This is a genomic window from Varibaculum cambriense (assembly GCF_022133705.1).
GTDB lineage: Bacteria > Actinomycetota > Actinomycetes > Actinomycetales > Actinomycetaceae > Varibaculum > Varibaculum cambriense_A.
Genome location: NZ_JAKNHJ010000009.1, coordinates 32,687 through 52,755, shown reverse-complemented (window position 1 = coordinate 52,755; position 20,069 = coordinate 32,687). Strand labels below are relative to the sequence as shown.

General features: G+C 54.0%; 21 protein-coding genes. 16 read left to right on the top strand and 5 right to left on the bottom strand.

Translation table 11 applies throughout. The features are described from left to right. The first annotated feature begins 28 nt into the window (after positions 1 to 28). From tsf to L0M99_RS05555, 8 genes are all read left to right on the top strand, one after another. The gene (tsf, locus tag L0M99_RS05590; RefSeq protein WP_399336750.1) at positions 29 to 868 is read left to right on the top strand and encodes a translation elongation factor Ts; all 840 of its coding nucleotides are present in this window, start codon (positions 29 to 31) and stop codon (positions 866 to 868) included. A 221-nt stretch (positions 869 to 1,089) separates the two neighbouring features. Next, positions 1,090 to 1,788, top strand: coding sequence for a UMP kinase (pyrH, locus tag L0M99_RS05585; protein ID WP_238128060.1), 699 nt, complete (start codon positions 1,090 to 1,092; stop codon positions 1,786 to 1,788). A gap of 4 nt (positions 1,789 to 1,792) precedes the next feature. After that, positions 1,793 to 2,350 (top strand): ribosome recycling factor, encoded by a 558-nt coding sequence (gene frr, locus L0M99_RS05580; RefSeq protein WP_238128030.1) that lies wholly within the window; start codon positions 1,793 to 1,795, stop codon positions 2,348 to 2,350. A 45-nt stretch (positions 2,351 to 2,395) separates the two neighbouring features. Further along, positions 2,396 to 3,241, top strand: a complete 846-nt coding sequence (locus L0M99_RS05575) for a phosphatidate cytidylyltransferase (RefSeq protein WP_238128029.1) — start codon at positions 2,396 to 2,398, stop codon at positions 3,239 to 3,241. Positions 3,242 to 3,378: 137 nt separating this feature from the next. Beyond that, positions 3,379 to 4,584 carry a 23S rRNA (adenine(2503)-C(2))-methyltransferase RlmN gene (gene rlmN / locus L0M99_RS05570; RefSeq protein WP_238128059.1) on the top strand — a complete coding sequence of 402 codons (1,206 nt, stop codon included), beginning with the start codon at positions 3,379 to 3,381 and terminating at the stop codon, positions 4,582 to 4,584. Then, entirely contained in the window at positions 4,581 to 5,132 is a 552-nt protein-coding gene (locus tag L0M99_RS05565) for a DivIVA domain-containing protein (protein ID WP_238128028.1), read from the top strand. The genes rlmN and L0M99_RS05565 overlap by 4 nt, the downstream gene beginning before the upstream one ends. A gap of 54 nt (positions 5,133 to 5,186) precedes the next feature. Continuing rightward, positions 5,187 to 6,401 (top strand): 1-deoxy-D-xylulose-5-phosphate reductoisomerase, encoded by a 1,215-nt coding sequence (gene dxr, locus L0M99_RS05560; protein WP_238128027.1) that lies wholly within the window; start codon positions 5,187 to 5,189, stop codon positions 6,399 to 6,401. A 9-nt stretch (positions 6,402 to 6,410) separates the two neighbouring features. Then, positions 6,411 to 7,700 (top strand): M50 family metallopeptidase, encoded by a 1,290-nt coding sequence (locus tag L0M99_RS05555; RefSeq protein ID WP_238128026.1) that lies wholly within the window; start codon positions 6,411 to 6,413, stop codon positions 7,698 to 7,700. An 8-nt stretch (positions 7,701 to 7,708) separates the two neighbouring features. Here L0M99_RS05555 and L0M99_RS09850 read toward each other — a convergent pair whose 3' ends face one another. Then, the gene (locus L0M99_RS09850) at positions 7,709 to 7,843 is read right to left on the bottom strand and encodes a hypothetical protein (protein WP_278605853.1); all 135 of its coding nucleotides are present in this window, start codon (positions 7,841 to 7,843) and stop codon (positions 7,709 to 7,711) included. 27 nt (positions 7,844 to 7,870) lie between these two features. On the opposite strand from L0M99_RS09850, the gene ispG reads away from it, so the two are divergent. The 7 genes from ispG to L0M99_RS05520 all read left to right on the top strand — a co-directional run bounded on the left by ispG (position 7,871) and on the right by L0M99_RS05520 (position 14,959). Next, on the top strand, positions 7,871 to 9,001 hold the full coding sequence (gene ispG / locus L0M99_RS05550; protein ID WP_238128058.1) for a flavodoxin-dependent (E)-4-hydroxy-3-methylbut-2-enyl-diphosphate synthase: 1,131 nt from the start codon (positions 7,871 to 7,873) through the stop codon (positions 8,999 to 9,001). A gap of 807 nt (positions 9,002 to 9,808) precedes the next feature. Next, a complete protein-coding gene (locus tag L0M99_RS05545) occupies positions 9,809 to 11,674 on the top strand; it encodes a proline--tRNA ligase (RefSeq protein ID WP_238128025.1) in 1,866 nt (621 codons plus the stop codon). Positions 11,675 to 11,677: 3 nt separating this feature from the next. Next, entirely contained in the window at positions 11,678 to 12,169 is a 492-nt protein-coding gene (def, locus tag L0M99_RS05540; protein ID WP_238128024.1) for a peptide deformylase, read from the top strand. A gap of 524 nt (positions 12,170 to 12,693) precedes the next feature. After that, positions 12,694 to 13,191 (top strand): DUF3145 domain-containing protein, encoded by a 498-nt coding sequence (locus L0M99_RS05535; RefSeq protein WP_238128023.1) that lies wholly within the window; start codon positions 12,694 to 12,696, stop codon positions 13,189 to 13,191. Position 13,192: 1 nt separating this feature from the next. Beyond that, on the top strand, positions 13,193 to 13,624 hold the full coding sequence (locus tag L0M99_RS05530; protein ID WP_024059183.1) for an acyl carrier protein: 432 nt from the start codon (positions 13,193 to 13,195) through the stop codon (positions 13,622 to 13,624). Between the two features lie 392 nt (positions 13,625 to 14,016). Next, positions 14,017 to 14,517, top strand: coding sequence for a hypothetical protein (locus L0M99_RS05525; RefSeq protein WP_024059182.1), 501 nt, complete (start codon positions 14,017 to 14,019; stop codon positions 14,515 to 14,517). A gap of 175 nt (positions 14,518 to 14,692) precedes the next feature. Beyond that, positions 14,693 to 14,959, top strand: a complete 267-nt coding sequence (locus L0M99_RS05520; RefSeq protein ID WP_024059181.1) for a hypothetical protein — start codon at positions 14,693 to 14,695, stop codon at positions 14,957 to 14,959. A gap of 275 nt (positions 14,960 to 15,234) precedes the next feature. On the opposite strand, the gene L0M99_RS05515 is transcribed toward L0M99_RS05520, so the two are convergent. Together L0M99_RS05515 and L0M99_RS09995 are read right to left on the bottom strand one after the other, a co-directional pair. Then, a complete protein-coding gene (locus L0M99_RS05515) occupies positions 15,235 to 15,624 on the bottom strand; it encodes a hypothetical protein (RefSeq protein ID WP_238128022.1) in 390 nt (129 codons plus the stop codon). A gap of 2 nt (positions 15,625 to 15,626) precedes the next feature. Continuing rightward, complete coding sequence (locus tag L0M99_RS09995) at positions 15,627 to 15,926, bottom strand: DUF7718 family protein (RefSeq protein ID WP_425304308.1); 300 nt, start codon at positions 15,924 to 15,926, stop codon at positions 15,627 to 15,629. Positions 15,927 to 16,143: 217 nt separating this feature from the next. On the opposite strand from L0M99_RS09995, the gene L0M99_RS05510 reads away from it, so the two are divergent. Then, entirely contained in the window at positions 16,144 to 16,581 is a 438-nt protein-coding gene (locus L0M99_RS05510) for a hypothetical protein (protein WP_238128021.1), read from the top strand. 3 nt (positions 16,582 to 16,584) lie between these two features. On the opposite strand, the gene L0M99_RS05505 is transcribed toward L0M99_RS05510, so the two are convergent. Together L0M99_RS05505 and aceE are read right to left on the bottom strand one after the other, a co-directional pair. Further along, a complete protein-coding gene (locus L0M99_RS05505) occupies positions 16,585 to 16,929 on the bottom strand; it encodes a DUF4298 domain-containing protein (RefSeq protein WP_024059178.1) in 345 nt (114 codons plus the stop codon). A 139-nt stretch (positions 16,930 to 17,068) separates the two neighbouring features. Next, complete coding sequence (gene aceE, locus L0M99_RS05500) at positions 17,069 to 19,816, bottom strand: pyruvate dehydrogenase (acetyl-transferring), homodimeric type (protein WP_238128020.1); 2,748 nt, start codon at positions 19,814 to 19,816, stop codon at positions 17,069 to 17,071. Between the last annotated feature and the right edge of the window lie 253 nt (positions 19,817 to 20,069).

Genomic DNA, 20,069 nt, shown 5'->3' with positions numbered 1-20,069 from the left:
GCTAAGGATCGTTAACGAGAGGAACATACTGATGGCTATTTCGATGCAAGACATTAAGGAACTGCGCGAACTGACCGGCGCCGGTCTGATGGAAGTTAAGAAGGCACTGGAAGAGGCAAACGGCGACAAGGAAGCAGCGGTAAAGGCGATCCGTTTAGCGGGTAAGAAATCCCTGGCTAAGCGAGAAGATCGTTCCACTGCGAATGGTCTGGTGATGGCGAAAGTGCTGGACACCGCGGACGGACAGGCCGGCGTAATGGTAGAGCTGAACTCCGAAACTGACTTTGTGGGCAAGTCCCCCAAGTTCGTGGAGGCCGCCGAAGAAATCATGCAAGCGCTGGTTGACAGCGGGGTAAGCACTCGCGAGGAACTGCTGGAAGCAAAATGTGGCGAAGGCACCGTTAAAGAAAAGGTAGAGGAAATCGGCGCCCTCTTCTCTGAAAACATTGTTTTGGGTAAGGTAACCCGGATTGATGGCGAGGCCGTAACCAGCTACCTGCACTACTCCTCCGCGGATCTGCCTGCACAGGTCGGGGTACTGGTAGCCACCGATAAAGCCGGCGCAGACGTGGCGCACGATATCGCACTGCACATCGCCGCTTATGACCCCCGTTTCATTGACCGCGAAGAAGTTCCCCAGGCGGAACTGGATAAGGAACGCGAAACTCTGCGGGAAATGACCCTGAAAGAGGGCAAGCCGGAAAAGATCGTTGACAAGATCGTGGAAGGCCGGATGGGATCGTTCTACAAAGACAACTGCCTGCTAGACCAGGATTTTGCGAAAGATCCGAAGAAGTCGGTAGGGCAGATAGTGAAAGCCTCGGGTGGGAAAGTTACTGCTTTCGCCCGCTTCCACGTAGGTTCTTAAGCAAATAGTGATGTGGCCTCAGGGAAATCCTGAGGCCACATCTTTATATCGAGACAGTTAATTGGGGATTTGCCTCCAGTAAATAGCAAGATTGCAAGGGAGAAGCACCCCAGCTTTAACGCTTCGGGTTAAGGTAGTAACAGGCATATTGCCCTCAAGGAAACAACAATATTAAGGGGATAAGGGTGAACCAAGAAGTCGGAAATAAACAACGCAGAGTGATGCTGAAAGTGTCCGGCGAAGTCTTTGGGGGCGGCCAAGTTGGCATGGATCTCGACGTAATCAATTCGGTAGCTCACCAGATTGGGGCGGCCGTTGAACAAGGAGTCCAGGTCGCAGTGGTAGTTGGGGGCGGAAACTTTTTCCGGGGCGCCGAGCTTTCCCAGCGCGGCCTCGATCGAGCACGCGCCGACTATATGGGAATGCTAGGAACGGTAATGAATTCCCTGGCCTTGCAGGATCTCTTAGAACAGGCAGGGGTAACTACCCGGGTACAGACCGCCATCACTATGGGACAAATCGCCGAACCCTATATCCCCTTAAAAGCGGTACGCCATATGGAGAAAGGTCGGGTAGTAATCTTCGGTGCCGGATCCGGCCTACCGTTCTTCTCTACCGACACGGTAAGTGCCCAGCGCGCCCTCGAAACCCATTGCCAAGAGCTATTGGTAGGTAAAAACGGCGTTGATGGGGTTTATAGTGCAGACCCGAAGACTGACCCCACCGCTACCCGATTTGATCATTTAACCTATCAAGAAGCTCTCCAGAAGGAACTGAAGGTTATGGATGCCACTGCTTTCAGTCTCTGTATGGATAACAAACTAAATACTCGGGTATTTGGAATGTCTGAGCCCGGCAACGTTACTTCGGCGCTGTTAGGTGAGACAATCGGTACATTAGTTTCTGCTGACAAGGAGTAACCAAGTGATTGACGATATTCTGCTCGAAGCTGAGGAGAAGATGGAAAAAGCCATCGAGTTCTCCCGGGAAGAATTCACTGCGATTCGCACCGGGCGTGCCAACGCTGCCATGTTTAACCCGATTATGGTGGAATACTATGGGGCGCCCACGCCTTTGCAGCAACTAGCTACCATCAATATCCCGGAGCCGCGCACCGTGCTGATTTCCCCCTATGACAAGTCCTCCACTAACGATGTCATCAAGGCGGTTCGGGACAGCGACCTGGGGGTAAACCCCACTGACGAGGGAAACCATATTCGGGTAACCTTGCCGGAACTAACCGAGGAACGTCGCCGCGACTACGTAAAACTTGCGGGACAAAAAGCCGAGGAAGGTCGCGTATCTATTCGCGGTATTCGCCGTAAAGCCCTGGATCAGCTGGGCAAGCTAAAGAAAGATGGCGATGCCGGCGAGGACGAAGTAACGCGTGCAGAAAAAGAAATCGAGGCTTTGACGAAGAAACAGGTGGACACGATGGATGCTCTGTTAGAAGCCAAAGAAAAAGAACTAATGGAGATATAGTTGAACCACCGTCCCCCGATCCAAGGCGAGGGATCTGTCTCTTTGATGAACCCAGAACCTACCAAGAATGCGCTCGCAAAACCGAAAAAGTCGCGGGCAGGTCGCAACCTACCGGCCTCGATTGCGGTGGGGGTAGGCCTGGGTGCCTTGGTGTTAGCCTTGCTCCTGGCACCACCGGTATGTTTTTTGGTGTTCATCATGGTGGTGGCGGTGATGGCCGAATTTGAGATGGCGCGAGCCGTATCTCGGATTAGGGTAAAACTGTGTTTACCACCCCTGGTGGTGGGCAGTATCGGGATGCTGGTCTGCGCCTATCTCTTAGGACCGGAGGGGGTATGGGCGGCGCTACTAGCTACTTTGATAGCTTGTGCTATCTGGCGCTTGAGTTCCGGCCCTTCCAAGTTTGCGACTCGCGACCTCTTAGTGACCGGTTTTGTTGCCATCTATTTGCCTTTCTTGGCATCTTTTGTGGTCATTATGCTGCATAATCCCCATCACCCCGCTCCGATAATAGTGTGGATTGTGATCACCATATGTAATGACATTGGTGGCTACGCGGCGGGGGTACTTAAAGGTAAGCACCCTCTGGCTCCGGCGGTTTCGCCCGCAAAATCTTGGGAAGGGTTCGCCGGTTCCGTAGTGATGTGTACACTCGCCGCCGCAGTTGCGGTTTGGGCGACCGGAACTCAGGTTTGGGCAATCGCAGTGCTAGGGATTCTCACTCCCATGGTTGCTACCTGCGGAGATTTAGGAGAGTCCTTAATAAAGCGGGATCTGCAACTTAAAGACATGGGTAATTTACTACCTGGTCATGGCGGAGTGATGGATCGCCTGGACTCGCTACTCATCACCGTGCCCCTCTTTTTCCTGGTGTCCTTGGGTATCTTTTAAAGGATGGCAAACTCTAAATGGCAAAGCTAGCGCAACCAGGATCGGCTCAAAAGCGACAAAAGGACGGATCCCGGGCATCTTTGAAGGGCGGACGCTTCGCTGATAAGGCTAGCGGCTCCACGAGCGATAAAGAGTTGATGCGCCGAGCCAAACCGCGGCGCGATCCCTGGCAAGTAATGCCCACCGACCAGGCCCCTGAGGGAGCTAGCACCCCGGATGCGCGCCCCGTGCTGCGTTTCCAAGCAACTAAACGGACTAAACCTCCGGCGCATTTGGCCGATTTTGATCTGGCGGGACGCAAACAAATGCTAAAAGAGGCCGGTTTTCCGCCCTTTAGAGCCGACCAATTATCCCGTCACTATTTCACGCACCTAACTACCGATCCGCGCCAAATGTCTGATCTGCCCGCTACCGGGCGGGAGAAACTCGCGGAGCTGGCATTTCCGCAGCTAGTTCAGCAAGTCGTGGAGCGTAGCGGTGATCAGGGAATGACTCACAAATACCTGTGGCGACTATTTGATGGCGCCGAAGTAGAGTCGGTACTAATGCGCTATCCCTCCCGCGCTACCCTCTGTATTTCTTGCGAAGTGGGATGCGGAATGGCTTGCCCCTTTTGCGCCACCGGACAAATGGGGCTGACCCGTAACCTTTCAACCGCTGAAATCGTAGAACAGGTGCGCCTGGCACGTAAGGTGTGTCAGGAGGGCGAACTAGGCGGAGATCCCTGCAACCTCTCCAACGTGGTGTTCATGGGGATGGGAGAGCCCATGGTTAACTATCGGGCAGTGCTGGGCGCGATTCGCCGCTTGATTGCCGAGCCCCCGGAAGGGTTCGGAATGTCCGCGCGGGGAATCACGGTTTCTACTGTGGGGCTGGTGCCCGGAATCAAGAAGCTAACGGAAGAGAAAATCCCGGTCACCTTGGCGATTTCCCTGCACGCTCCCGATGACGAATTGCGTGATGAGCTAATTCCAATAAATTCTCGCTTCCAGGTTAGCGAACTGCTAGACGCTGCTTACGATTATTTTAAAGCTACCGGCCGGCGGGTCTCCATCGAATACGCCCTGATCAAGAACATGAACGACCAGGCGTGGAGAGCGGGACTGCTCGCAGATTTGCTGAATGCTCGCGGGCACGGCTGGGCGCATGTGAACCCGATTCCGTTAAATCCCACCCCCGGATCTATCTGGACGGCGAGTGAATCCCACGCGCAAGCAGAATTTGTAGATACTCTGGAACGTAAAGGTATCACCACCACTATCCGCGATACTCGGGGACAAGATATTGACGGAGCGTGTGGTCAATTGGCAACTAAATCTCGGAAGGAGAGGACTGGCAAATGAGCGAGAACAACTTTCCTAGGGCCGGTTTTTTTACGCGGGGATACGACCCCTCCCAGGTAGACGAGTTTTTTGCGGATGCTCGCAAAGCCTATGAGGGCGGGGTGCCGGCTGAAAAATTCTCGGCCGCCCAGGTGCGGGGTGCCCACTTTGACCTAGTGCGTCGCGGATATCAAACTGCCGCGATCGACCAGGCTATGGATCGTCTGGAAGCCGCTTTCGTGCGGCGTGACCGAGCAGACAATGTAGCAGTTAACGGTTCGCAAGCCTGGATGGAAAGGGTAGCGCAGCGAGCAACTACCCTTTATCCGCGGATGCTCCGTCCGCGGGGCAAACGTTTCGCTCACCCAAACGGTAAAGGCTATGACGCCACCCAGGTGGATGAACTACTCGACCGGCTCGCACAGTATTTTGACTCGGATAAGGGAATCACCTCCGCCGAGATTCGCAGTGCCACTTTTAAGACTGCAAAGAATGAAAAGGCTTATAAAGAGGGCGTAGTCGATGCCTATCTCTCGCGAGCGGTAGAAGTACTGCTGGCGGTGGAATAACTGTTTGCCTTCGGGCAATAACCGGCAAAATATCTTTCGAATCGGGGAGGGGCAGTGCGCGACGTTTTCATTTTGGGATCCACGGGATCTATCGGTACGCAAGCACTGGAGGTAATCGCTCAAAATCCGGGGCGGTTTTGTGTGCGCGCCCTCAGCGCTGGTGGGGCTAACCTTACGTTACTGGCGCGGCAAGCTGCCCGTTTCCGCCCCGAAATTGTGGCGATTTCCTTAGATAGGGGCGAGGAATTCGTGACTGCGCTAGCTGCGGAACTTCCTGGCGCAAATAAATATCAAGCCGAGATTTTGACAGGAGACGATGCTAGTGCCCGAGCAGCGAGGAGAGCCAGCCGGCAAGCGGTAGTCCTCAATGGGATTACCGGCGGGGTGGGGCTGGCTCCTACTTTGGCCGCCTTGGATAGTGGGGCTACCTTAGCGCTGGCAAATAAAGAATCTTTGATTGTGGGCGGCGCCTTAGTTAAAGCTGCCTGCCAGCGCCCTGGCCAAATCGTACCGGTAGATTCTGAACATTCGGCGATTGCGCAAGCCTTAGCTAGTGGTGTCCACCATAAGGGGTTAACCAGCGTAAACCAGGATGGTTACAGTGAAGTAAGCCAGATTATCCTTACTGCCTCTGGCGGTCCTTTCCGGGGAAAGAAACGTGCAGATTTAGCTGAGGTCAGCGCGCAGCAAGCCCTCAATCACCCCACTTGGTCAATGGGGCCGGTGGTGACTATCAACTCTTCCACCCTGGTAAACAAGGGTTTGGAACTGATAGAAGCTCACCTTTTATTCGATGTTACGCCCGAAGATATTGTGCCGGTGATTCATCCCCAATCGATTATTCACTCCGGGGTAACTTGGATTGATGGCGCCAGTATTTTGCAGGCCTCCCCGCCCGATATGCGCCTGCCGATCGCCCTGGGACTGGATTGGCCGAACCGCCTAGAAAAAACTGTTACCCCCCTGGATTTTACTCAAGTCCAGCAGTGGCAATTCGAACCGGTAGATCATGAAACTTTCCCGGCAATAAAACTGGCGCGCCAAGCAGTGGCGGCCTCCGCTTCTCACCCGGCGGTTTATAACGCCGCCAATGAAATATTCGTAGATGCCTTCCTGGATGGAAGCTTGCCCTACCTGCAAATAGTGGATTCGCTAGCGCGAGTATTGTCCGAACATACCGGGGTGGAGAATCCAGATTTAGGGCAAATTATGGCTGCGCAAACCTGGGCGAAAACTAAGGCTCAGGAAATTGTCATGAACGCTAGGTAGGCTATCCCCATGGCTTTTTTGCTGGGAATAATAATTCTGGTTATCGGACTGATTATCTCTATTGGTCTGCATGAATGTGGGCACCTGCTACCGGCTAAAAAATTTGGGGCGCTAGTTCCCCAGTTCATGATTGGGTTCGGTCCCACCCTGTTTTCACGTAAACGCGGGGAAACCGAATACGGAGTTAAAGCCTTCCTTCTAGGGGGTTATTGCCGCATCCTGGGAATGTACGGCCCGGGTGACCCGGATCAGTTTGCCTACAAACTGGACGGCAAGAAACTTTCAGTACGCCAGGCGCGCGCCCTCGACCCGGAGGAAGCCGAAAACTTGGTTCCTACCTGGTCGCAAGAAGCCCGCGACGCCTCGCTTTCCGAGATTCCTTCAACTCAGCGCCACCGCGGCTTTTACAACCTGCCGGTATCCCAGCGCCTAATGGTGATGGTCGGCGGGCCAGTGATGAACCTATTTTTAGCGTTCGTACTGATGGCGATAGCAATGCTGGGGATTGGGATTGCCACCCCCACTACCACTGTTGATAAAGCCGTTTGCTTGAAAGCAGGACAGGTGGTTGATTGCGGCCAGGAGGGAGCCCAACCCTCCCCGGCAGCCAAGGCCGGGATTAAACCGGGAGATAAGTTAGTCGCCTGGGATGGTAAGAAAATTAACACCTGGGAAGACCTGCGAAAATATGCTAACGCTACCCATGGGGATGCCACCGTGTCAGTCCAGCGCGGCGGGGAAGTGATTGAACTGCACCTATCCGGGGTAGATGGGAAAGCCGGGCTTTATGCGCGTTCGGTGCGTCAAAGCACGGGGCTGGCCACCTACGGGCAAACCATGTGGCAAATGTTCTATCAAACCGGAGCAGTAGTCTTGAAACTGCCGGTAGCAGTGTGGGAGGTGGGAGTTGCAGTCTTCACTGACACCCCGCGCGATAGCTCCGGAATCATGTCAGTCCTGGGAGTAGGTAGAATCGCGGGAGAGATCGGTTCTGCGCCCTCAACCCAGGTGACCCTGGCAGGTCGCGCCGGAGGCTTACTTTCCCTGCTAGCTTCCCTAAATATGGCGCTGTTTGTATTCAACCTGATTCCGCTGCCGCCCTTAGATGGCGGACATATTGCCGGTGCCTGCTGGCAAGGAATCAAGAACTGCTATGCGCGGCTCCGTTCGCGCCCCGCTCCTGGCCCCATTGATGCCGCGAAAGCTGTGCCGTTGACCTACGTGGTGGCAGGACTGTTGATAGCGATGACCGTGCTACTGATGGTGGCGGATATTGTTGACCCCATTCGCTTACCTTAGTTATTGAGTTATGGGGAGCGGTCATCGTTTAATACTGGCGGTCTTTCGCCCTCAGTGATTACTGTAAAATAGGCCGGGGAAATAGCGCAGGTAAAAGCGTTATTCTTTCCAGAAACTAGGGCTTTAGTGTCTGAAAGCGTCATAATAGGAACGTGAGTGTTGAACTAGGAATGCCGGAAGTAAAGCCCGCGGGTTTCCCGCGAAAAAAAACTCGCAAGATTCGCTGCGGAGACGTAGGTATTGGGGGAGATGCCCCAATCAGCGTACAGTCCATGTGTACCACCAAAACCACCGATATTGGTGCCACCTTGCAGCAGATAGCGGCGTTAACGGCCGCCGGGTGCGATATTGTGCGGGTAGCCTGCCCCAGCGCAGATGATGCGGAGGCGCTGCCGGTAATCGCCCAAAAATCTACTATTCCAGTAGTCGCCGACATTCATTTCCAACCCAAATATGTGTTCGCCGCGATTGAGGGCGGCTGCGCGGGGGTGCGGGTAAACCCCGGTAATATCCGCAAATTCGATGACCAGGTGGAAGAAATCACCAAATGCGCCCGCCAGCACGGCACCGCCCTGCGGATTGGAATTAATGCCGGTTCCCTCGATCCGCGGGTAATGGCACGCCATGGGAAAGCTACCCCGGAGGCTTTGGCAGAATCCGCGGTTAATGAGGCACGCCTGTTCGAGCAATACGATTTCCACGACTTTGCGATATCGGTTAAACACCATGACCCGGTGACTATGATTCGCGCCTACGAACTGCTCAGTGAAATGGGGGATTGGCCGCTACACTTGGGAGTAACCGAGGCAGGCCCGGCTTTCCAAGGCACTATCAAATCGGCGACCGCCTTCGGGGCGCTGCTTCGTCAAGGCATCGGGGATACTATCCGGGTGTCGCTATCTGCTGATCCGGTGGAGGAAATAAAAGTCGGGATTGAAATCCTGCAATCTATGGGGCTAAAAGAACGCACCCTGGAGATTGTTTCCTGCCCCTCCTGCGGACGCGCCCAAGTCGATGTTTACAAGTTGGCAAACGCCGTTACTGATGCGCTGAAGGACGAGATTAAAGTGCCGCTGCGAGTTGCGGTTATGGGGTGTATCGTGAACGGTCCCGGCGAGGCGCGGGAAGCCGACCTGGGGGTAGCCAGCGGTAACGGTAAAGGAAAAATCTTTATTAAAGGCGAAGTGATTAAGACGGTTCCCGAAGAGGAAATCGTGCCTACCCTGATTGCGGAGGCGCATCGTCAAGCCGAGCTACTAGGTCTAGAAGAAGGCTCCGGTGAAGTCGAGGTAATCGCCTAGTTTCTCTAGGCAGGAGTGGGAAAAGTACTCGGGGAACCCCGGTAACGCGCGTGAGCAGATTTTACCTCGCGCCCCGAAATCCGTGAAAATGCCTTGGCATTTTCACGGATTTAACGCCCGGAGCCTACCCTTCGGCATAAATCTGCCCACGCGCTTAGTATCACTCTCCCTCTCGCATCTTTTCCCGCGGGGAGGATTGGTTTTTTCCTCCTGCCCAAGAATTCGGCAAACGTAGCCACGTTTCCCGAATTCTTATGCCCACCGCGCCCGCTCGGATAAAACCAATCCTCCCCGCTTAATGCCAACCTAAGCCCGATCTTTTCCCACTCCTCTACGAAAACCCCAACCCCCTAGCGACGTTTACCGAATTCCTAAGCTCAAGGGTCTTACCGCTTTCCTTTTGAATAGCCGGGTATCTGAAGTTGAAACCACTTGAATAAAGTCAACCTGCTCGAATAAAACCAAGCTCTCCCCGTTTAACCCGCCCGTCTTTTTATTTTTCCCCGCGCTGCTCCTTGCAGGAATTGTCAACGCAAGTTTGCTCTTGGTGCTTCAACCCGGGGTTCCGTATCTTGCTACCGCCGTAACCGCGAGCGCGAGAGAGAAGTTTTATCCGATCAGGTTAGGTGGGCGTAAAACTCGCAGATGCCGTGGGCATCGGCGAGTTTTTGGGCGGGAGGAAAAACTTCTCGCTCGCGCGTAACTTTTGGCTAGCGTTAGCACCGGTATCCGGATAAAAAGTATTGTTGATTCCTGCCGGAACGGCGCGGTTTAGGTTCCTTTGCATCATCTACTAAACTGGCGAACGTGGCTTACAATATGTCGACTTATTTTGTTAGGACTTTGCGGGAAGACCCGGTAGATGCCGAAGTGGATTCCCATAAACTGCTGGTGCGCGCCGGTTATATTCGCCGTGCTGCACCCGGAATCTATACGTGGACCCCGCTAGGGTTGCGCACGATTCGGCGCGTAGAGCAGGTAGTACGCGAAGAAATGGATCGCATCGGCGCCCTCGAGGTAGCTTTCCCCGCGCTGTTGCCCCGCGAACCCTATGAAGCGACCAACCGCTGGGAAGAGTTCGGGCCCTCCCTGTTTAAACTGCAAGACCGCAAAGGCGCTGACTATCTATTGGCGCCCACTCACGAAGAAATGTTCACCCTGTTGGTGAAAGACTTTTATTCGTCCTATAAAGATCTGCCGGTCGTCCTCTACCAGATCAAAGAAAAATATCGGGACGAGGCGCGCCCTCGGGCAGGTCTGATTCGCGGCCGCGAATTCATTATGAAGGACGCCTACTCTTTCAACATTGACGACGAGGGGCTAGAGGCATCCTATCAGCAGCAACGCCGCGCATATCAGCGGATTTACTCGCGGTTAGGGCTAGATTTCGTGATTTGTTCCGCGATGGCGGGCGCTATGGGAGGATCGCGCTCTGAAGAGTTCATTTTCCCTTGTGCTATTGGGGAAGATACTTTTGTGCGCTCCGAGGGCGGGTATGCCGCCAATGTGGAGGCCGTGACCACTATTGCCCCCGAGCCGCAAGATTATTCGCAACTTCCCGCCGCGATTGAACGTAAAACCCCCGGTGCACACACTATAGAAGCATTGGTGGATTACTCGAACGAGCATTTCCCCCGCGAAGATGGCAGAGCATGGACTAAAGCTGACACTTTGAAAGCCTTCATGGTTGCCGCGACTTATGCCGATGGTAAACGGGAAGTGCTGCTCCTGGGCGTACCCGGAGATCGCGAAATTGATATGCGGCGCCTCGAAGCCTCCTTGGGGGCAGACGTAGAAATGGCGACCCCGGAAGATATGGCCGCCTACCCCAATATCGTACCGGGCTTTACTGGGCCTACCTGCGCCGGGCCAGACCATCCGGATCGCAAAATTAATGAGGACGGAAACATTTCTGGCAGCCCCCGCTGCCTCCTAGATCCGCGGGTAGTAGAAGGTACCGAATGGATCGCGGGCGCCGGCAAAGAAGACACCCACCTTTATCACTTGGTGGCGGGCAGAGATTTCCGCGCTGACGGCTTTATTGAAGCTGCGGAAGTGCGAGATGGGGATCCGGCTCCCGATGGTTCTGGAGCCTTGCAGACCGCCCGCGGAATCGAAATCGGGCATATCTTCGCCCTCGGAACAAAATATTCCGAGGCGCTAGGGCTAAACGTGCTCGATCAAAACGGGAAATCCCAGGTAGTAACCATGGGATCCTACGGAATCGGGGTTTCCCGGGTAATGGCCGCTATCGCCGAGGAATACCACGACGAGGTCGGGCTGAAATGGCCAACTAATGTGGCGCCCTTCCAAGTGCATGCACTGGTGACCGGCAAAGGGACAGAACTTTTCGAGGCCGCGCAAACGCTAGGCGACCAGCTCACCGCCGCCGGGATCGATACTTTGATCGATGACCGCAAGAAAGTCTCTGCCGGGGTTAAATTCAAGGATGCGGAACTGCTGGGCATGCCCTGGCTGGTAGTGATCGGGCGCGGATTGAAAGAAGGAACCGTGGAAGTACGGTGTCGTGCCACTGGTGAACGCCGTGAAATCGCAGTTGTAGATGCCTTCCAATATGTAAATGACCAGGTGCACCAGGATCTCGCGGAAGCCTATGCGCGGGCAGAAAAAATCGTTCCGGCTGCGGCGGCAGCGGGCAGCGAGGAGGAATAGGAAATGGCATTTCGAGAAATCAGAGTAATCGGAGATCCGATTTTGCGCACCCCCTGTGAACCGGTGGGCGAAATCGATGAACATATAAAACAGTTGGTAGAAGACTTGCTAGAAACGGTAGATGCCGATGGGCGTGCCGGGCTGGCCGCTAATCAGATTGGCGTGGGGCTGCGGGCTTTCTCCTGGAACATTGACGGGGAAGTCGACTATATTCTTAATCCCCGTCTGGTAGAGGTTTCAAAAGACGAATACCAAGATGGCGACGAGGGTTGCCTGTCGGTGCCGGGACTGTTCTTCCCCTGTCAGCGCGCCTGGTATGCGCGTGCCGAAGGGATTGACCTGGATGGCAAGCCGAAAGTGGTCGAAGGCGAAGAGCTTATGGGGCGTTGCATTCAGCATGAATGTGACCACTTAGATGGTCATCTTTATCTTGATCGCCTCGATCGGTTAACGCGTCGGAAAGCCTTTAAAGAGATTCGCGAAAAAGGTCTGTAGCTGGTAAAAGCTTGTTGTGGGGAGCGCGGAGGCGGATTTTGCCTCGCGCCCCGAAATCCGGAAAATGCTTTGGCATTTTCACGGATTTAGTGCCCGGAGCCTACCCCTCGGCATAAATCCGCCTCCACGCTTATGCTCAAGCCCCCTCTCGTATCTTTTCCCGACCTCGACCCGTGCTATGAGCCTGGTGGCTGTTAGTTAGCGCGGGGGCTGGGTTTGTCCTCCTGCCCAGGAATTCGGAAAACGTAGCGGCGTTTTCCGAATTCTTATGCCCACCGCACCTGCTCGGATCAAACCCAGCCCCCGAGCTATCGCTCAAGCCTCTTCTCGTGTTTTCTCTCGATCGGTAAACCACAGGTGCCACATTGGCCTCAGTAGTCACAAAATTGCCGGTCAGAGGCTTTTGGGGTTGTTGAAAATCGCTATCGAGGGCAAAATAGAAACTGAGACACCGCGTGTCATCACTCTGTAGTGTGCACAGGCCGTTGGGGAAGACGAACCTTGCGATCACTAAAGGAGAAGCGATGAACAAGGATTACACCCGCGGTGTACTTTTCGTACACTCATGCCCTCGTGCGCTGTCTAGTCACGTGGAATGGGCGGTTGGAGCAGTTCTAGATCAACGCGTCAACCTAGAGTGGACGGAACAACCGGCTCAACCCGGGATGTTCCGCTCGGAGCTTTCCTGGGTCGGCAGGGCTGGGACTGGTGCTAAACTAGCCTCCGCACTGCGCGGATGGGAACATTTGCGTTTCGAGGTTACCGAGGACGCCTCCGTAAACAACAATGGGGGACGCTGGTCATACACTCCAGACTTGGGGATTTTTCATGCCCAAACCGATGTGGTGGGCAATGTGGTGATCCCGGAAGATCGCGTGCGCTCGGCGCTTGCCCAAGGCAGTCAAGAAGAATTGCGTCGCCTACTGGATTTGGCGCTGGGAACCGCTTGGGACGAAGAACTCGAACCTTTCCGCTACGCGGGAGCGGGCGCTCCCGTGCGCTGGCTACATCGAGTGGGCTGAGATGGCGCTAGATGCTGATGCGCTAGCGGCGCTCGCCGATTTTGGTAAAAACCTGCCCGGCGGCGCGGTGAATGAAACCGGGGGAGAGGACACAACTGGGTCTGGTGCTGCCCCGGAATCTGAGGCGGTTTCTGGGGAAAGTAACGCTAGTAATTCGGATGCGTCCTCGGGAAATATTCCTCCTGCCTGGGAAAACTTTAGTGGTGAACCAGCGGTTATAGCTTCTCTGCTAGAGGCCGTTGCCGCGGAAACTGGCAGTGAACAGGCGGATCTGCAGCCGGCGACGGAGTTGAGGGCGCAGTTGGATTTCGACGATCTGTCTCTGTACGCGGTGATAGCACGGCTTGAGGGAGAACTGGGTGAAAAACGTTCCGATACCCAGATCGCCGAATGTGAAACTCTGGGGCAGCTGGTGAGCCTGTATCACGGGTAATAAGCATCAAATTAGGTGGTACTCGCAAAAACAATTCATATCTCGAGGATAAGTAGCGCTTTAGGGGTGCTTGGCAGGGGTTTTTCACATCAGGAGTTGCATAAATGCAATAAAACTACCTGAGTTGCGTATATGCAACAAGGGGTGGCATCTAAGGAAAGAAACTGGTTCCCCCAGGAGTCTTAACCGGTTTTGACCATGGGTAAATCGCATTATTTCGGCATGTCGCGACCGTTTTTCCTGGGGTCTTTCTCGAACTAGTAACGTGGTTTGCCAATTATCCTATTCTTAAAAAACTACAATGATGCCATAAGGTTCTCGCCAGGCTTTTTGTCTCCGCGCCCTACATAGGTGGTGAGGTAAACATTTAGGCTCAAGAAAGGAATGGAGAAATGAAAACTCAAAAACTTATGTTAGTGCTGGCAAGCGTGGCGTTGGGGGTGGGGCTTGCTGGGTGCGCGGGTAATGCTAATGTGAGTGCTCCGGTGTACAAGGTGCCGACTGTCTCTGATATGGATAGGGAAAAGCAGGCTTTGAACGCTGAGCGTGATAAGAAGATTGCTCGGGACCATCCGGCGAGGGCGAAAGCGGAGGCGGAAGCTAAAGCTAAGGCAGAGGCGGAGGCTCCTGCTAAGGCTAATAAGGCACAGGCTCCTGCCCCGGTGAAAGCTCAGCCCAAGTCACGCACCTACCAGAAGAAAGCTCAGCCTAAGCGGCAGTACCAAGCTCCTCGCCGCTCCGGGACTAAGGCTAAGGCAGGCAATTCTGGCGAATGGAAAGTCGGGGAAAGCAAAAGCTACAAAGATGACAGCTCGAAATGGACGTACAAGGGAAATAACCAATTCGAAGTTTCCGGATGCGGAGATAGCGAGGGCAACACCTGGCCCTGCTAGAAAACTGAACGCTTAATACCTCGTAGCCCCGGCGTTTTGCTGGGGCTACAAGTGTATCTGGGCGCAATTCCCGCCCGACCTCAAAACCTTTCCACCAGCGCTTTTATTCTTGGAAACCTATTTACGCATTACCCATAGTGGAAACACTAAATAGACGTAAGGAGGGTTTTCCAAGATGATGCAAAGAGTATCGAAACGCTTGGTGCTGCTAGCTGCCCTAGGGGCGTTAGCCTTAAGCGTAATAGTTCCAATCGCTCCAGGCGGTGACAATCCAGGATCCGGTTTAGTAGCGGAGATTAGGGAACAGGTGCGGGTCGGAGAGGTGAACTTTTACGCATATCCAGCTAATCACCGTCAGGGGAGAATGCCGGAAACGCAATTGGCTCTTTTCGTTTCTGGGAATGGCTCCTATTCGCGGAAGCGAGGCAAGAGAAAACCATGAGCGGTTGAAGCTACAAAGGCAGTAACTAACCGAGATAACCCGCCGGCTGTGGCAGATCATAGGACCCCGACTCCAGCGTCAGTAGATAGGCGGGCAAGTACCACCCTTACTGGATCATGCAACGGAACGCTCACTATCTATGCTTCTGGGACTAACGCTTCTATATCGGTAGGTGGCAGACATGGGGGGGCGAGCCTAAGTCTGCCTTGGAATGGCGCGTTTGTGGCTACGCGCACGGCTGATGGATCGGTAAGCGGCAGTTGGAATTGCGGGAATTAGACCTTGGCCAGTTCGGCGGTGCCGTAAGAACGCATTTTTGCGTCGGTAAGATATACCCCGTCTTCTTGGGTGGAGATATAGTCGATGAACATTCCGATAGAGGAGTTCTCACTTAAGGTGCTTGCTTCTAGATCGGTGAGGCTGGGTGCCTTAGCCCCTTTGTCTTGCGCGGCTACTACCCTTACTTTGCCGGTTTCGGATAGGGCGTAGATGGTTCCGCAGCCCCCGGCTCTTTCGATTCTAGCCAGCAGGGTGCCAACAGTCTCGCTTTCTAGGCAAGCGATAAGCGGGGTATGGCCCCTAGAATCAATAACTTTTGGAGTAGTGTTTCCGAGCATGACGTTGTAGAGGACTTCGTTCTCGAAGTCTGCCAATTCCTTGTTCACTTTCACACCTCCACCAATTTATTAATTTCTTGCCTGATTCTTAGTATAGCCATTCCCAATGCGTCCTGAACATCCCTTGCCCGGTTAAGGACCTTAATCGTTTCGCGCGGGTTCCCATCCCTCTCCCCGTCTTTGTAGTAGTGGATGTGGGCGTTGGAGTGGGTGCAGTCTATCGAAAGGTGCGTTTGCCACCTGCCAGTGTTTTCGTTTCTGACCTGGAGCACAAAAACAAATTCGGTTAATCTTCCGGCCTGAGTCCAACGGTTACCTTGGATTCGCAAGTGTTCTATATCGCAGGGCACAATGTCGCTGATTGGGTACTTCTCGCATCTTGTTCTAGGCGGTATCTGGTAATCCCCGTTTGGAAGGCAATCATCCCAATTTTGCTTGCGCACACAGAAATCTTAACAAAATCTCTTTTCCTCAAAACTTCCAATACTACACAGTGGGAATTTAGCTTTCACCTGGGTTTTTGCGCTCGCGCCCTACATAGGGAGTATGCAAGAAAATCAAAATCTTATGAAAGACCTCGATTTCAGGTTGGTTGCTGATTTTTTCGTTTCTCACGAGAGGGACGAACTAGCTCCGGCTTACAAGGTCGGAGTTACCCGCTCCCCACCGGTATTCCACGCATCTTTTTGCGCGATGGAGGAGCTGGAAAAGAAGAGGCGCTTTGTAACTAGGCGGAGCATTTGCCACCGCGAACACCTTCTACCCAGAATGTTCATTTTCTTGGGTACAGCTAACCCGTTAAGCCGCAATGCAGCAAGTGTCAGGCGCATATCAATATGCGGAATCGATAAAAATCAAGGGAGGTGTTTTCAAATGGTAAAAAATTTACTTAAGCGCATTTTTGTGCTCCTGGTAATCACTAGTCTGGTTTTGACCGGCGGTGTTTCACAGAGTATAGGCGCTGAAAGTCCAGAGCTCTACCCGGTAGTTGAGACGTGGAGGTAACTTTCAGTCGGGGAGATGGTGTTTTTCGCACACTCGGCTAGTTAACGCGATTTCTTTTAGGCGCTGGCGGAGGGCTTCGGCCTCGCCGAGGGCGTCATAGAGTGCATCCTCGGAAAGAACCCCGCGCGGTAAATCTTCCGGCAAAAGTCCCTGGTTATCGGCTTCTAGATCCTCCCACCAGGCTTTCCCGGAATAATACTTATCCAAAGCGCGGTAATCGTCCCACATCTGTTCATAGGTGTCGAGGGCGCCCTCGACAGTTGCAATCGCGTCATTGAGACGCACCAGCGCCGCCTCCATCTGCGATACGCGCTCAATTTGCTCCGCACAAACTTCAGTTTTTTCCATAGCGCTATCCTCCCACATCTCACCTGCAGCTGCGTATCTATAGTTATTTCTGGCGGGCGTTCTAAGGGGTGTCAGCTCCAAAAAGTAGGGGGCGTCCATTGGAAAATGGGCGCCCCCAGGAAGCGATCAGTATCAGCTATTACTGTTCGCCAGAAGAACCAGCGTTCGGATTTAGTAGGTCATAGCGATTCAAGGCCTGAGTTACCACCGAACGATCTTGCAGAATCCCGTCCTCATTTAAAGCCTCCAAGGCCTGAACCACCAGGGATTCGGCATCAATCAAGAAGTGGCGGCGCGCGGCGGCACGGGTATCGGAATACCCGAAATCCGAAGCACCCAGCACCTTATATCGTCCCGGCACCCAGGGGCGAATCATATCGGGAACCAGATGGTCATAATCCGAAGTCGCAATCACCGGTCCAGTGGCGTTACGGAGCCGCTGAGTAACATAGGGCAAGCGATACTCTTCATCCGCATGAAGCAGGTTATGGCGATCGCTGTCCATACCGTCCCGGCGCAGCTCATGCCAGCTGGTCACCGACCAGACTGCTGCATCAACCCCCCAATCCTGCATCAAAAGTTTTTGCGCCTGCAGCGCCCAAGGAACCGAAATCCCCGAAGCCAGCAGTTCTACCTTCGGCCCGCCATTTTCATAATGACCGGTCAAGGCATACATGCCGCGCAGAATTCCCTCAACATCGACTCCTTCGGGTTCTGCGGGCTGGTGAATCGCCTCGTTGTAAACCGTCAAATAGTACATGACGTTCTGGTCGCGCCCATCGGAGCCATCTCCATACATCCGCTGCATTCCGTCACGAATAATATGGCGCAACTCGTAAGCATAGGCCGGATCGTATTGCACAAACGCCGGGTTCGTGGCGGCAATAATCGGGGAGTGCCCATCGGCATGCTGCAGACCCTCACCGGTCAAAGTAGTACGCCCCGCGGTTCCCCCAATCACGAAACCTCGTGCCAACTGGTCTCCGGCTGCCCAGAACTGGTCACCCGTCCTCTGGAAACCAAACATTGAATAAAACAGGTAGAACGGGATTGTGGGTTCCCCATTAGACATATAGGAAGTGCCAGCCACCTGGAAAGCGGCCGCTGCTCCCGCCTCATTAATCCCGGGGTGCAGAATCTGGCCATCTTTACCCTCGGAATAATGCAGCATCAAATTTTCATCGACTGCGGTGTAATTCATCCCCAAAGTGTTATAGATCTTCGCGGAGGGGAACATAGAATCCATCCCGAAAGTCCGCGCCTCATCCGGCACAATCGGCACAATCCGCTTGCCGAAGTCTTCATCCTTCAAAAACTCTTTCATTAGACGCACCAGCGCCATGGTGGTGGCAACTTTCTGCTTCCCAGAACCCCCTTTGAGGACGTCATAAACGGAATCATCTGGCAAAGAAAGCTGCATCTGGTTGCGTTCTTTAGGACGCGAAGGCAAAAAACCGCCCAACTTTTCGCGACGCTCAAACATATACTGCAAGGATGGATGATCCTCGGCAGGACGGTAGTAGGGAGGTAGCTGCGGATCTTTATCCAGCTCCTCGTCAGTAATCGGAATATGCAGCCGGTCGCGTAGCGCCTTCAAATCTTTCAAGGTCAGCTTCTTCATCTGGTGAGTGGAGTTGCGTCCCGCGAAGGTCTCACCCAGCACATATCCCTTAATGGTGTGCGCCAAGATAACAGTCGGCTGTCCCTTATGCGCCATCGCCGCATGATAGGCGGCGTAAACCTTGCGGTAATCATGACCGCCCCGCCGCAAATCCCAAATCTCCTCATCGGTCCAATCTTCCACCATTTTCGCGGTGCGAGGATCCCGGCCGAAGAAATGTTTACGCACGTAAGCGCCATCATTAGCTTTGAAAGTCTGGTAGTCACCATCCAGGCATTCGGTCATCACTTTCAGTAGCGCATGGTCATGATCCTTAGCCAACAGCCGATCCCAGCCGCGACCCCAAATTACTTTGATAACGTTCCAGCCGGCGCCTCGGAAAAATGCCTCAAGCTCCTGAATAATTTGTCCGTTACCGCGCACCGGGCCATCCAGGCGCTGTAGGTTGCAGTTGACGACAAATGTGAGGTTGTCGAGCTTTTGCTGCCCCGCTAGCTGCAACATTCCCCGCGATTCCGGTTCATCCATTTCTCCATCACCCAGGAAAGCCCAAGTGTGCTGGTCAGAACAGTCTTTGATTCCGCGGTTAGTTAAATAGGTATCAAACCAGGCCTGGGTAATTGCCTCGGCCGGTCCCAGCCCCATAGACACGGTGGGGTATTCCCAAAACTCGGGCAGGTGCCGCGGATGCGGGTAAGAAGGCAGGCCGTGAGGGGCTTGAGATAGTTCCTGACGGAAACCATCCATATCCTCCTCAGACAGCCGACCCTCTAGGAACGCCCGCGCGTAAATACCGGGGGAGGCGTGCCCTTGGAAGAAGACGTGATCCCCGCCGCTCGGGTGCGACTTGCCGCGGAAGAAATGGTTAAACCCGACCTCGTAAAGAGTAGAGATAGAGGCGTAGGAAGAAATATGACCCCCTACATGCACCCCTTGGCGTTGCGCGCGGGTAACCTGCACGGCGGCATTCCAGCGCATCCAGCGACGATAGTCCCGCTCGATGCGTTCATCCCCGGGGAAAGTCGGTTCATCATGCGGCTTAATCGTGTTAGTGAAAGGCGTATTTAAATTGGCAGGCACCGCCACATTTTGTTCGCCGGCTTGAGAAAGCATCCGCAACAAAATATCGCGAGTACGCTCCGGACCGCGCTCTTTAATCAAATCATCCAAAGAATCCAGCCACTCGCGGGTTTCTTGGGGATCCGGATCCGGCAGGGCGGTAGCTAACTGGTGTACAGAGTCCAGGGACGCCTTATTCTCACTCATAGGTTTCGTTGCTCCTCCAACAGAAAAGACCATACTCGCCAATTGTTAACTATTTTTCGCGCTTTGGCTACTGGAGCCAACCGGTCGGTAGAGAACCCGTAGACACTAGGGGTTCCCAGAAGTTACTCAAGACCTCAAGATCCGGCGCAAGCGAGTTCCCCAGGATCGCTAAAACCTTAGAGCCGAAGGTAGGGGAGATGACGAGGGCGCAAGAGCGCGCAATAGGCTAAAGCTACTAAACCTAGGTAAAAGA